Genomic DNA, 13,123 nt, shown 5'->3' with positions numbered 1-13,123 from the left:
CCGCCCCGCGTCGAGCGTCGACCGTGTGCCGCCCGTCATGCGCTCACCGGCGGCACGGTGTGGATCCGACACGGATGCACACGGCGCTGAGTGTCGGCGCAGTGCGATTCGACCTGCGCGGTGAAGCTCGATGCCGACATCCCGCGCGCGGCGTCCGCAACCCGCCGCAGGAACGCGGAACGCGCCTCGTCGTCGAGCGGATGCTGGTGCGCGATGCGATAGTCGCTCTTCGCGAGCGTCTTCGACACGATCACCAGACGCGCTCCCGCGAGCGACCCGGGCGCCGCACCCTCGATCAGTCCCTGCTGCACGGCGATCTGATACGCCGCGAGTTGGGCGTGCTCGACCACCCCGTTGTCGGACTCAGGATCGGTCTTGCCCGTCTTGAGGTCGACGACGACGGACCGCTCTCCCTCGGTGTCCCCCGACATCCCGGTCCAGCCTCTCCCGCGCGCGTGCGCGTGCTCGCCGCCGCCTGCGGGGTATGCCTCGATCCGGTCGATGTAGCCGCTCACCACCGCGCGGGGCCCGGCCTCCTCATCGACCGCGCACACCGCGGGCGGAGTCGTCTCGTCGCCCAGCGTGACCGCGAAGTCGAACCGCGCCTCGCTCCCGATCACTCGCCCGCCGTCCGCGCGCACGTCGCCGAGGTAGGTGTGCAGGCGGTCGATGAACAGGTCGGCTCGGCGGCGTTCCTTGCGTCCGATCCATTCGGTCTCGAAGTCGAGTTCGGGCCAATGCTCGGCGACGATCGCACGCATCTGCTCCAGCTCGCCGTCGGGGACCCGCTCCATCGCCTCGTGCACGATCGTGCCGATGCCGGCGGTCGGAGGCATCACGGTGTCGCCGCCGAGCGCCGAGACCACCCAGTTCAGTCCGCATTCCTCGAACGACTCCATCTTCGAGGGCGAGACCCTCGCGCCGTCGGAGGCGAGATCACGCAGCGGTTCCTCGGTCGACACGGGTAGGACGCCGTACCAGTCCGACGGTGCGGCACCGGCGACTCCTTCGCGGGCGAGCACCGCGAGTTCCTCAGCGGCCTGCCGCCGCACCGACGCCGATGACGCCGTCGTGAGCAGACGCCGATTGCGCGCGACGAGTCCCCGCAGAGTCAGGGGGTGCTCCGCAGAGACGTGCCGGTCGGGCGGGCCGGGAGGCGGGAGGAAACCGAAGAACGCACTCGGCGTGAGGTCGTCATCGTCGACCGCGGTGACGAGCAGTCGGTCTCTGGCGCGGGAAATCGCGCGCACGAACAGTCGCAGCTCGTCGTGCAGCGCCGCCCGGCGCCGATCGACGGGGCTCGGCGGCTCGGCCGTGCCGCCCGTGCGCGCGGCCGCGAGCACCTCGGGCAGACGCCACGTCTGCAGCATGCCCCCGCGCAGCCGGACGTTGGGCCACACACCGTCCTGGACGCCGGCCACGACGACCGCATCGAACTCCGTCCCCAGCGCCGTCGCCGGAGTCAGCAGGGTCACGGTGGCCGGGCGAGCCGGCGTGGAGAGCGAGTCCTCCGGCACTTCGCTGTCGAGGATGTCGCGCACGAAGACCTCGGGGCTCTCGTTCGGCGTGCGCTCGACGAACCGCTTCGCCGCATCGAACAGAGACACGAGGGCATCGAGGGCTCGTGCGGTCTCGGCACCGGTCGGCTGGAGGGACATCTCGCGCCACGCGACCTGCAGGCGTCGGCCGTCGACGGCCCTGGCCTGATCCCAGATCCGCCAGAGCAGGTCGTGGATCGTCTCCCCCGCCCCGGCCGCGGCGGCGAGCGCGTGGACGGTGTCGGCGAACCGGGCGGCCGTGCGGGACTCCGGCGCGTCGATGAGCGTGAAGTGCGCCGGCTTCTCCATCGCCTGGCGCAGGAGCTCTCGCGCCGGAGTCGACCCGCCCTGCTCGAGTTCGAGATGCCGCAGTCGTGCCCGCAGACGGCGCAGTCCGATCGCGTCCATCCCGCCGAACGGCGTGCGCAGCGCCTCTTCGAGCGCGATCGAGGTGCGCTCACCCTCCGGAGTCAGAGCGAGACGGACGATACCGACGATGTCGCGCACGATCCCCTCGCTGCCGAGGGGGCGCTGCACTCCCGCCGCGCGGGTCGGGATCTCCCGGGCCGCCAGCTCGGCCTCGAGCTGCGTCACCTGACGGGTGTCGTGGGCGATCACCGCCATGCGCTCCCAGGGGACGCCACCGGAGAGGTGCCAGTCACGCATCACACCGGCGATCCGGTCGAGCTCCTCATAGGGCGACGGGGCGATGAACGTCGACACGACGGGGTCGTCCGAGGGCTGAGCCTCCTTCTCGTCCTCGGGCACGGGCACCGGCGCGCGACGATGCTCCACGCGGCCGGAGACCCCGATGGCCTGCGTGACCGTCCGCGTGAGCGCCGTGAGCGCCGGTCGCTGACGGTGCGGCGCATCGAGCACCTGGACGTCGCCCAGGGCACCCGCGAGCTGCGCGAACAGTTCGGGGCTCGCTCCGCGGAACGCACCGGAGGAGATGTCGGGATCCCCGAAGGCGCTCACCGCGATCCCTCGCGACTGCAGCGCCCGCACGAGCGATATCCCGCCCCGGGTGAGCTCCTGCGCGTCGTCGATCAGCACGACGCGCAGCGGCGCGAGCGGGCCGAGTGTTGCCGCATCGGCCGTCCGCAGGATCGTGCCGGCCTCGCTCAGAAGGTCAGCCGCGTCACGGTGGGCGGAGCGCAACGCATCGATCACCGCCCGGTAGTCGACGAGGAAGTCGGCGGCCGCCGTCCACACCGCGTCTCCCGTGCCGCGGAGTTCGTGCGGGTGCGCGCCGAGTTCGGTGCACTCCGCGAGGAAGGCGCGCAGTTCGGAGCGGAACCCCTTCGACGCCCGCACGGAGGCACTGAGCTCCTCGGGCCAGGGGATGCTCTCGTCCTCGGCGTCCCCCGCGAGCAGCTCGGCGATGATGCGGTCCTGGTCGGCACCGGTGAGCAGCGCGGGCGGTTCGGCACCGGCGCGCACCATGGCCCCGCGCACGAGTTGGAACGCGAAGGAGCCCAGCGATCGGGCGAGCGGTCCCGGTGTGGCCCGGTCGATGCGCACACCGATGCGGTCGCGCAAGGCCGTCGCCGCCTGCCGACTCGGAGTCAGCACCAGGACCTCCTCCGGCCGCAGCCCGCCTGCGCCCAGGAGATGGACGACGCGGTCGACCAGCGTCTGCGTCTTCCCCGTGCCCGGTGCTCCGATGACGACGCCGGATGCCGAGGTCGCGGCGCCGACGACGGCGCGCTGGACGGCATCCTCTGTCATGCCCTCCACGCTAGCCGGACGCACCGACAACGCCCCGCGCGGTGCCTGCGGGTCTGTGCGCTCACGGCGAAACCGACCGGCGCCGCCGCTCTCCGACGGGAGGCCCGCGATAGAGTGAGGACAGTCCTCGAACGACCCGCTCCGAGAGCACAGGGTCGTTCCGAATCGCAAGGAGCACGCGTGGAAATCCGCATCGGCATCATCAACACCGGCCGCGAACTGAGCTTCGACACGGGCAGCAGCGCCGACGAGGTGCGCAGCCAGGTCGCTGCCGCACTCGAGCAGAGCACGCCGCACCTGAGCTTCTCCGACGTCAAGGGCAACTCCTACATCGTCCCGACCGCGAACCTGGCGTACATCGAGCTGGGCACCGAGGAATCGCGACGCGTCGGTTTCGTCGCCTGATCCGACCGTGTACATCCTCCTCGCCCTCGTCGGCGCGTGCGTGTTGGGCATCGCCGCGCACTTCCTGATCGCGGGGCGCGAGCTCCGCGGCGTGGTGATCACCCCGGCGGTCTCGACCGCCGCCGCTGCGGCGATCTACACGTCGTTGCAGTGGGCGGGGGTCGGCGAGGACAACGTCCTGCTGTGGCTGGCGAGCGTGCTCGGCGCCGTGATCATCGGCGCCGGGGTGACGATGATCATCGTGGCGGCGCGACGACGCTCGGATGCCGCGGCCAAGGCCGCGCTCGGAATCTGACGGAGCGCCCTCCCGCTAGGAGGCGAGTCCCATCGCGTCCATTCGGCGGGCGTGCGCACCCATGAGCTCCGTGTAGACGGGTTCGATGCGCTCGTCGTCCTCGGCGAGACGCTCGGGGCGCAGCGCCGAGCGGCAGACCAGGATCGTGTCGCCGACCAGGCGACGCGCCCACATCGACAGCAGCGAGCGCCACTCCTCATCACTCTCGATCGTCTCCTGGATGATCGCCACGATCTCGTGACGCGCGTCGTCCTCACGCAGGATGGCTGCCACGCGTCCGCCCACGTCGCCGTAGCTGGAGGCGAGCGCGAGGTAGAAGTCGTCGAGCATTCCCGCGGTGATGTAGACCGCGAGCAGCGTCTCCCGCGGACGGGCGCCGATGGTCTTGCGCCGGAACGCGTCGAGGTTCTCCCGGAACGGCAGCATCAGCTGCGTGGGGTCGTCGCCTCGCTCCTCGATGAGTTCGACGATCGCGCGGTGCTTGGTGAGGGTCGCACCCGCCGCCCGCGAGAGCGATTCCTTCTCGGACAGCTCGGGGGTGGCCCGGATCAGGCGCGTCAGGGTCTCGAAGTAGCCGAGCTGCAGATATGCCGCCTGCCCGAGGAATCGCGGCAACTCGGGGGCGAGCTCCGCGAAGTCGATGCGCGTCGCATCCCCCTGATCGCCACGACTCCGCAGGGCGAGCGTGCGCCGCGGTGCGTCATCGCGCTGCCAGAACCACTTAACCACGAGGCCTCCCTAGCCAGTTCGCCACGGGGTTCACATTACTCGTGCCGTCACGGACTTCCGGCGGTCCGCACCCCCTCGGGTAGGCTGGGCGTGTCCCCGCCGTCGGAGCGGGGCCCCGCGCCTGTGGCACAAGAGACGGCGTGGATCGTTTACGTGGCGGTCTGAGCAAGATCGCCGGACAGGCAATCTGAATACAGTGACTACTTTCTCTGACCTCGGTGTCGATCAGGACATCGTCGATGCACTCGCCGCGAAGGGCATCATCGACGCATTCCCCATCCAGGAGCAGACCATCCCCCTCGGCCTGCCGGGCCAGGACATCATCGGACAGGCCAAGACCGGAACCGGCAAGACGTTCGGCTTCGGCATCCCCGTCGTCCAGCGTCTGGGCACGAACCCCGAGCACGGCGTCAAGGCGCTCATCGTCGTCCCCACGCGTGAACTCGCCGTGCAGGTCTACGAGGACATCGACCTGCTCACCAGCAACCGCTCGACCAGCGTCGTCGCCATCTACGGCGGCAAGGCCTACGAGGGACAGATCGACCAGCTCAAGGCCGGCGCGCAGATCGTCGTCGGCACCCCCGGCCGTCTGATCGACCTCGCGGGTCAGCGGTTGCTCGACCTCTCCCACGCGACCGAGGTCGTGCTCGACGAGGCGGACAAGATGCTCGACCTCGGCTTCCTCGCCGACATCGAGAAGATCTTCCAGAAGCTTCCGGTCGTCCGACACACCCAGCTGTTCTCGGCCACCATGCCCGGCCCGATCGTGGCACTGGCCCGTCGCTTCATGACGAACCCCATCCACATCCGCGCGAGCGACCCGGACGAGGGCCTCACGCAGGCCAACATCAAGCACCTCGTCTACCGGGCGCACTCGATGGACAAGGACGAGATCATCGCGCGCATCCTGCAGTCCGAGGGCCGCGGCAAGACCGTGATCTTCACACGCACCAAGCGTGCGGCTCAGCGTCTGGTCGATGAGCTGGGCGACCGCGGGTTCAACGTCGGCGGCGTGCACGGCGACATGGGTCAGGAGCAGCGCGAGCGCTCGATGGCCGCGTTCAAGGCCGGCAAGCGCGACGTGCTGGTGGCCACCGACGTCGCCGCGCGCGGTATCGACGTCGACGATGTCACGCACGTGATCAACCACACGATCCCCGACGAGGACAAGACGTACCTGCACCGCGCCGGTCGTACCGGCCGCGCCGGCAAGACCGGTATCGCGGTGACCTTCGTGGACTGGGAGGACCTGCACAAGTGGGCGCTGATCAACCGCGCTCTCGAGTTCGGCCAGCCCGACCCGGTCGAGACCTACTCGTCGAGCCCGCACCTGTTCTCCGACCTCGACATCCCCCAGGGGACGAAGGGGCGCCTGACGACCGCGCCCAAGGCCGAGCCGAAGGCTCCGCGCACTCCGCGTCCGGAGCGCGCGGCCGTCGCCGCCGAACAGGGCACCGATGAAGGCGGCACGCGTCGCCGGCGTCGTCGCCGCGGCGGAGAGAACCCCGTCGGCTCCACCTTCACCGAAGGAGCCGCCTCGGATGCCTCGGGCGACGGCTCCGCGCCGTCCGCCGACCGCAGCGCAGACGGGGCCGGCACCCACGACGGGGAGGGCAAGGAGCACCACGACGGAAAGCCCGCCCCGGCCCGCCGTCGCCGCCGCCGTCGCGGTGGTTCCGGCGCCGGAACGGCCCCGGTCGTCGGGGCCTGACCGCACTCGACACGGACGATCACTCGACAGGGGACGTCTGCCGCGCCCGCGGCGGACGTCCCCTGTCGCGTGTCACGGCCGCGGGCACCTGCGGCGGGTACACCCAGGCGACGAGGACGACCGAGATGATCATCAGCAGGAACCACGACACGAGCTTGCTCGGCGAGACCAGCTGCCAGCCGTCCGCCTGATCCGGGTACATCCATGCTCCGGCCCAGGTGCCGATGTTCTCGGCGAAGTAGATGAACAGCGCCACTCCCGCGAAGACCGCCAGCAGGGGCAGTCGCAGCGTCCGACGCCACACGCGGGCGTGCATGACGGTGGGGGCCCACAGCAGCACCACGGCGGCGAGCAGCACCCAGCGCAGATCCCACGAGTAGTGGTGCGTGAAGAAGTTCAGATAGATCCCCGACGCGAGGATCGCGGTCATCCACCGGCGGGGGTACCGCGCGAAGCCCAGATCGAACAGACGGTACACGCGCACCATGTACGAACCGACGGCGGCGTACATGAACCCGCTGAACAGCGGGACCCCGCCGATCCGCAGGATGCCCTCCGCGGCATACGACCACGACCCGACGTCGGTCTTGAACAGCTCCATCACCGTGCCGGTGAGGTGGAACAGCACGATCACCCACAGCTCCCGTCCGCTCTCCAGTCGGAAGACGAGCATCGCGAGCTGGATGACCACGGCCGCGAGCGTGAGCGCGTCATTGCGCGCGACGGCGGCATCATCGGGATACCAGAGGCGCGCGGCGATGATCACCGCCAGCAGGCTCGCTCCGAAGATGCACGCCCACGCCTGCTTCAGGACGAACACCGCGACCTCGACGAGGGTCGCCCGGATGCCGTCGGCCGGAGCATCGCGGAGCACTCGGTGAGCGATCGCATCCACACGGTGTTCGAGAGAAGTCGCCCGTTGCATGCCCCGGAACGTATCAGCGCCCCCGGGAAAAATGCCGGGAGTGCACCCCCAGAAGGCCGAGTGGGTACGGCTCCGGCGCGGCAGCCTGATCCGCGGCAGGCCGATCAGGGGTAGCGCGGCGCGGTGCCCCGGGCGCGAGCGATGATGCGCGCGACCATGTCCTCCGTCGTCGTGTTCTCGCCCGGCCGGTTGGGCTTGCCCGTGCCGTGATAGTCGCTCGACCCCGTCGCGATCAGATCATGCCGCTCGACGATCTCGCGCAGCACCCGCTTGCCGGCCTCCGTGTTCTCTCGATGATCGATCTCGAAGCCACCCAGGCCCGCTGCGATCAGCTGCTCGATGAACGGCATCGGCATCATGCGGTCGCGCCCGGAGGTCACGGGGTGCGCGATGACGGCCACTCCCCCGGCATCGGTGATGAGCCGCACGGCGGTCAGGGGGTCGGGGGCGTAGTGCGGCTCGTAGTAGCCCTCGCGCGGATGCAGGATGCCGTCGAAGGCCGCGGTGCGGTCGCCCACGATCCCGCGGGCGACGAGGGCGTCGGCGATATGCGGGCGCCCGACGGTCGCGTCTCCCACCGTCTGGGCGAGCACGTCGTCCCAGTGCAGGTCGTAGTCGCGCCCGATGTTGCGGACGATTCGCTCCGCACGTCCGATCCGATCCGCACGGATCCGCTCGGTCTCCGCGCGCAGCGCGGCATCCTCGGGGTCGAACAGGTACCCGAGCACGTGCACGCTGCGCCATTCGTGCTTCGCGGAGAGCTCCATCCCCGGGAGGAACGTCATGCCCCGTGCGGTGGCGGCGTCGGCGGCCTCGTCCCAGCCGGAGGTGCGGTCATGATCGGTCAGCGCGACCGTGCGCAACCCGTGCGCGTGCGCCTGGCGGATCACCTCGGCCGGAGACTCCGTGCCATCGGAGTGGTGCGAGTGCAGATGCAGGTCTGCGGGACCCGCGAACCGGCGGAGGTGATCATCGGACATCCTCCGAGCGTACCGAGGGTGGAGCCGCCGGGCGCGATCGCCTCGAGACCCTGCGTGGACGGCACGGCGCGACAGAGACTTCACAGCCAGCCCTCCTAGGCTTGCGGGGATGCTTCGACTCCTGGGGATTCTGACCACCGTGCTGCTCGCGATCGCGACGGCCGTGGTGGTGTGGCCGCAGTTCTTCCAGTTGGAACAGACCTATCCGTTCGCTCAGCTCGTCTCCGTGCGCGGTCTGGTGATCGGGGGGATGCTGGCTGTCGCCGTGTTCGCGCTGCTGCTGCTGCTGATCCGCCCGATCCGCGGCTTCGCGGCCTCCGTGCTGATCATCGCCCTGCTCGGCGCCGCCGCGACCGGTGCGATCGGCGCCACCCGGGGATTCGGTACCGGGACGCTGCCGGAGAAGTCCGAGAGCAGCATGCGCGTCCTCACCTGGAACACGGCCGGGGAAGCCGTCGCGGCCGAGACCATCGCCCAGGAGATCCTCGATCAGGGTGCCGACATCGTGGCGCTGCCGGAGACCACGGAGGCCGTCGGCGAGCGCATCGCGGTCATGCTCCGCGAACAGGGCCATCCGATGTGGGTGCACCACGTGCAGTTCCGACCCGATGTCCCGGACGGTCCGCAGTCGTGGCAGACGACGGTGCTGGTGTCCCCGGAACTCGGTGAGTACTCCGTCATCCAGTCCGCGGAGGACGGCACGAGCAACACCGGTTCCGTGCCCAGCGTGGTGCTGATGCCGATCGACGGCACCGGACCGACGATCGTCGCCGTGCATGCGGTGGCGCCGCGCATGGAGGAGATGGAGCAGTGGAAGAGCGACCTGCAGTGGATCGCCGACCAGTGCCCGCAGGGCGACTTCATCCTCGCCGGTGATTTCAACGCCACGATCGATCACATGGCGTCTCTCGGCGTCGACGGTGGCGACATGGGCTATTGCCGGGACGTCGCCTCCCGCACCGGCAACGGGTTCGCCGGCACCTGGCCGAGTTCCTTCCCCGCGCTGGCCGGCGCACCGATCGATCATGTGATGGCCTCGTCGAACTGGACCCCCTCCGGTTCGGTCGTGCGCGAGGATGCCGGCGGCAGCGATCATCGCGCCCTCGTGGTGCAGCTCGAACCCGCCGGGTGAGCTCCCGCGTCTGCGCCACAGGTGACAGACTGGAGGGATGAGCACCGCAGAACGCGACACGATCGCCGAGCCCTCCGCCGACACCGGCACCACGAACCGCAAGCAGCCCTTCCCCCGCGGGTTCCTCGACACGATCTCCACGGGCTGGGCCGAACGCCCGGAGACCCTCCCCGCCCCGCGGGCACAGGCACCGTTCGCCGCGGCCCGTCGGGCAGCGCTGTCCGCGGCCTTCCCGGGCAAGCGCCTCGTGATCCCCGCCGGCTCTCTCAAGCAGCGCAGCAACGACACCGACTACGTCTTCCGCGCGCACTCCGCCTTCGCTCACCTCACCGGCTGGGCGTCCGACTCCGAGCCCGACTCCGTGCTGGTCTTCCAGCCGACCGAGGACGGCCACGATGTCACCCTGTACTTCCGCGAGCGCGCCGACCGCACCACCACCGAGTTCTACGCGGATGCGACGGTCGGCGAGTTCTGGATCGGACCTCGGCCTTCCCTGGCCGGGGTCGCGGCCGACCTCGGCCTCGCGACCGATCACCTCGCCGAGTACCTCCCCGTCGACGGGGAGCTCGTGCTCGATGACGACGACGACCTCACGCGGGTCGTCTCGGAGCTGCGACTGATCAAGGACGAGTACGAGATCTCCGAGCTCCGTCGCGCGGTGCAGGTCACGGCGGACGGGTTCGACGACATCATCCGCGAGCTGCCCGCCGCGGTGCAGCACGTGCGGGGTGAGCGCGTCGTGGAGGGCGTGTTCCACCGTCGTGCCCGCGAAGACGGGAACGGCGAGGGCTACGACACGATCGCCGCGTCCGGCCCGCACGCCTGCTACCTGCACTGGACCCGCAACGACGGCGCCGTGGTGCCGGGTGATCTGATCCTCGTGGATGCGGGGGTCGAGACCGACAGCCTCTACACGGCCGACATCACCCGCACGCTGCCGGTGTCCGGCACCTTCTCGGACGTGCAGCGACGCGTGTACGAGACCGTGCGCGAGGCCGCGGACGCCGCCTTCGCCGCCGCGAAGATCGGTGTGCGCTTCCGCGACGTGCACGCCGCCGCCATGGCCGTGATCGCCGAGCGCGTGGCCGAGTGGGGTCTGCTGCCGGTCTCCGCCGAGGAGGCTCTCGATGCGGACAAGGGCGGGCAGCACCGGCGGTACATGGTGCACGGCACCTCGCACCACCTCGGCATCGATGTGCACGACTGCGCGCAGGCGCGACGCGAGATGTACTACGACGGCATCCTCGCCGAGGGGATGGTGTTCACGATCGAACCCGGTCTGTACTTCCAGATCGACGACCTCACGGTGCCCGCCGAACTCCGCGGGATCGGCGTCCGCATCGAGGACGACATCCTGATGACGGCGGACGGCCCGGTCAATCTCTCGGCCGACATCCCGCGCACGGCCGACGAGGTCGAGGCCTGGATCGCGCGCGCACAGGGCTGACTCCCCCACGAGGCACGCAGGCGAGCCGACGCTCGACGACGGACTCGCCCGGACCCTGATCGCCGACTCCTTCCCGGAGCTCGGCGGTCAGGCTCTCCGACGCGCGCAGACACGCGGCACCGTCACCACGATCATCCGCATCGGTGACGAGCCACCGGTCCTGCTCAGTCGAGGAGGAAGTCGGCGACGAGAGGCACGAGCGACGCCCCGACCTCGTCCGCCGGGCGCTTGCGCCCCGCGACCTCGAAGCTGTGCCCTCCCCCGTCGATCCAGGCCACGCGTGCGTCCTGACATGTCGAGACGACGCTCTCGAACTGCGCGAGGGGCTGGATGAAGGGGTCCTTCGAGCCCTCCACGAACAGCTGCGGCACCGCGATGGCCGGCAGGTGCTCGGCGCGTGGCTTCTCCGGCTTGCCCGGCGCATGCAGCGGGTATCCGAGGTAGACCAGTCCGGACACGTCCATCCCCTCCGCCACGGCCAGGGAGGCCATCCGTCCGCCGTAGGACTTCCCCGCGGCCCAGATCCGGGTCCCCGGGTCGTTCGCCCGCACGGCAGCCACGACCGCCCGCCACGTCGCGACGGCGTGCGGGGCCGGCCCCGGCATCCGTCGCCCCTGCTCGACGTACGGGAAGTTGAACCGCAGGGTCGCGAAACCCCGCTCGGCGAGAGCGTCGGCGAATCCGATCAGGAACGGATGGTCTTTGCCGGCACCGGCACCGTGAGCGATGATCACGGTGTCTCGCCGCGTGCCCTCCGCCCAGTCCGCCGTGACACTCGTCGGTCCGGACGGAAGATCGACGGGGACCGTCGACCTCATGCGCGCAGGAACGGGATCGCGAACGGGACGCGCATGACCTTCCCCGACGAGGCGCGAACCGTGCCGATGATCACGATCACCAGGTGCGCGAGCGAGATCGCGAAGTACAGCGTGATCGGGATGCCGATCGGGAAGAACCCGGTGGCCGGAGACTCCGAGGTCAGCCCGGACAGGATCACGAAATGCGTCGCGACGAGCACGGTCGAGACCAGCAGATAGGTGAGGCCCCAGTTCAGCGCGGCTCGGGCGTTCTCCCGCGCTGTGCCGCCGAAGCGGCGCGACGAGCCACCGCTGGCCGCCATCGCGATCCCGGAGGCCAGCCCGCCCACGAACGGGAACGGGAGGACGACCAGGAATCCGAGCACCCAGGGCAGCAGGCCTCTCGGAGGAGCGGGCTGCGCGTACCCCGGAGCGGGCTGCGCGTATCCCGGAACGGGCTGCGCGTAACCCGGCGCGGCCTGCGCGTACCCCGGCGCAGGCTGTGCGTGACCCGGAGCGGCGGGAGGGGGCGGAGCGGGCTGGCCGGGCGCCGGCGGGGGAAAGCCTGCGGGAGGAGGCGTCTGCGAGGAATCGGTCATCGCTGCGTGCCCTCCTCGGTCAGAGGGTGAGTGACGGAGGCAGCGCCGCCCGCGGGCTGGGCGGGCCCGGTGGCCGGGGCGTCCGGCGACTCCGCCGTTCCGGGCTCCGGGGCCTCCGGTGCCGGCGTCGGCCCGGCCTCGGGCGTCGGCACGTCGGGGCGTGGCGGGACCACCGGCTCCCCGACCGGCGCGGGCGGGGGCGGCGGTGCGGCGGGGCCCGCCGGCGGGATGCGCTCTCCGTACCGCGGCGGTTCGTCGAGGTTGACCGGCGCTCGCACCGGCGCGGTGCGTCCGGAGCCGAGCACCTGACGCGCCTTGGCCAAGGAGCCTGCCGCGACGGTCACCTCGTAGTGGTCGGCGGCGAACTGGGTCACACTCGCGAAATCGCGTCGACGACGGACGATCGCATAGGTGATCAGGCTCAGCAGCATGCCCACGGCGACGCCGATGAAGACGAAGCCGACGAAGAGCTGGATCGGCACCTCGGGATTGCCGAGCACGAGGATCGCCGACAGGAAGAGCCCGAGGAGGACGCCGTTGATGGCGCCGGAACGCGCCGCCGCCGCATAACCGAGCTTGCCGGTCACGCGCTCGATCGTTCGCACGCTCTGGCCCACGATCGCGATGTCTCGCGCGGGCACCTCCCCGGCGATCAGCTGGGACACCGCCTTCTGCGCTGCTTCGTAGTCGCGCATCGACGCGACGATCTCGCCGGTGTCCGTGCTGTTCGCTGGTCGATTGAGCATGCTCATCCGACCATTCTTCCACGCGCCGTCCTGCCTGCGTCGGGAATGGGCGACGGGGAGACCGCTGAGACCCTCGCGCACTACGCTG

12 protein-coding genes are annotated in these 13,123 nt (G+C 70.5%); 5 read left to right on the top strand and 7 right to left on the bottom strand.

Going from position 1 to position 13,123, the window contains the following annotated elements; all coding sequences use genetic code 11:
* Nucleotides 1-35 precede the first annotated feature (35 nt).
* Nucleotides 36-3,269 carry an ATP-dependent helicase gene (locus ACWA14_RS05220; protein WP_463796444.1) on the bottom strand — a complete coding sequence of 1,078 codons (3,234 nt, stop codon included), beginning with the start codon at nt 3,267-3,269 and terminating at the stop codon, nt 36-38.
* 180 nt (nt 3,270-3,449) lie between these two features.
* Here ACWA14_RS05220 and ACWA14_RS05215 point away from each other — a divergent pair, with 180 nt between their 5' ends.
* Together ACWA14_RS05215 and ACWA14_RS05210 are read left to right on the top strand one after the other, a co-directional pair.
* Nucleotides 3,450-3,674 (top strand): DUF3107 domain-containing protein, encoded by a 225-nt coding sequence (locus tag ACWA14_RS05215; RefSeq protein ID WP_463796441.1) that lies wholly within the window; start codon nt 3,450-3,452, stop codon nt 3,672-3,674.
* A gap of 7 nt (nt 3,675-3,681) precedes the next feature.
* Entirely contained in the window at nt 3,682-3,969 is a 288-nt protein-coding gene (locus tag ACWA14_RS05210) for a hypothetical protein (protein WP_463796438.1), read from the top strand.
* A 15-nt stretch (nt 3,970-3,984) separates the two neighbouring features.
* On the opposite strand, the gene ACWA14_RS05205 is transcribed toward ACWA14_RS05210, so the two are convergent.
* Nucleotides 3,985-4,698, bottom strand: a complete 714-nt coding sequence (locus tag ACWA14_RS05205; protein WP_463796436.1) for a ferritin-like fold-containing protein — start codon at nt 4,696-4,698, stop codon at nt 3,985-3,987.
* Between the two features lie 196 nt (nt 4,699-4,894).
* Here ACWA14_RS05205 and ACWA14_RS05200 point away from each other — a divergent pair, with 196 nt between their 5' ends.
* The gene (locus ACWA14_RS05200) at nt 4,895-6,409 is read left to right on the top strand and encodes a DEAD/DEAH box helicase (RefSeq protein WP_463796435.1); all 1,515 of its coding nucleotides are present in this window, start codon (nt 4,895-4,897) and stop codon (nt 6,407-6,409) included.
* A gap of 19 nt (nt 6,410-6,428) precedes the next feature.
* Here ACWA14_RS05200 and ACWA14_RS05195 read toward each other — a convergent pair whose 3' ends face one another.
* The gene (locus ACWA14_RS05195; protein ID WP_463796433.1) at nt 6,429-7,334 is read right to left on the bottom strand and encodes a DUF817 domain-containing protein; all 906 of its coding nucleotides are present in this window, start codon (nt 7,332-7,334) and stop codon (nt 6,429-6,431) included.
* Between the two features lie 104 nt (nt 7,335-7,438).
* A complete protein-coding gene (locus tag ACWA14_RS05190) occupies nt 7,439-8,314 on the bottom strand; it encodes a PHP domain-containing protein (protein WP_463796431.1) in 876 nt (291 codons plus the stop codon).
* Nucleotides 8,315-8,423: 109 nt separating this feature from the next.
* On the opposite strand from ACWA14_RS05190, the gene ACWA14_RS05185 reads away from it, so the two are divergent.
* Together ACWA14_RS05185 and ACWA14_RS05180 are read left to right on the top strand one after the other, a co-directional pair.
* Nucleotides 8,424-9,446 carry an endonuclease/exonuclease/phosphatase family protein gene (locus ACWA14_RS05185; protein WP_463796429.1) on the top strand — a complete coding sequence of 341 codons (1,023 nt, stop codon included), beginning with the start codon at nt 8,424-8,426 and terminating at the stop codon, nt 9,444-9,446.
* Nucleotides 9,447-9,483: 37 nt separating this feature from the next.
* Nucleotides 9,484-10,893, top strand: coding sequence for an aminopeptidase P family protein (locus tag ACWA14_RS05180; RefSeq protein ID WP_463796427.1), 1,410 nt, complete (start codon nt 9,484-9,486; stop codon nt 10,891-10,893).
* 164 nt (nt 10,894-11,057) lie between these two features.
* Here ACWA14_RS05180 and ACWA14_RS05175 read toward each other — a convergent pair whose 3' ends face one another.
* From ACWA14_RS05175 to ACWA14_RS05165, 3 genes are read right to left on the bottom strand one after another with little or no spacing between them, the layout of a single operon-like run.
* On the bottom strand, nt 11,058-11,711 hold the full coding sequence (locus ACWA14_RS05175; protein WP_463796425.1) for an alpha/beta hydrolase family protein: 654 nt from the start codon (nt 11,709-11,711) through the stop codon (nt 11,058-11,060).
* A complete protein-coding gene (locus ACWA14_RS05170) occupies nt 11,708-12,289 on the bottom strand; it encodes a DUF4870 domain-containing protein (protein WP_463796423.1) in 582 nt (193 codons plus the stop codon). Before ACWA14_RS05170 ends, ACWA14_RS05175 begins: the two co-directional genes overlap by 4 nt.
* Entirely contained in the window at nt 12,286-13,041 is a 756-nt protein-coding gene (locus ACWA14_RS05165; RefSeq protein WP_463796421.1) for a YflT domain-containing protein, read from the bottom strand. Before ACWA14_RS05165 ends, ACWA14_RS05170 begins: the two co-directional genes overlap by 4 nt.
* Nucleotides 13,042-13,123 lie beyond the last annotated feature (82 nt).

It is taken from the genome of Microbacterium sp. TW_SC_2, assembly GCF_055361165.1.
The sequence above is the reverse complement of the archived record's forward strand: the minus strand, read 5'-3'. Positions and strand labels throughout refer to the sequence as shown.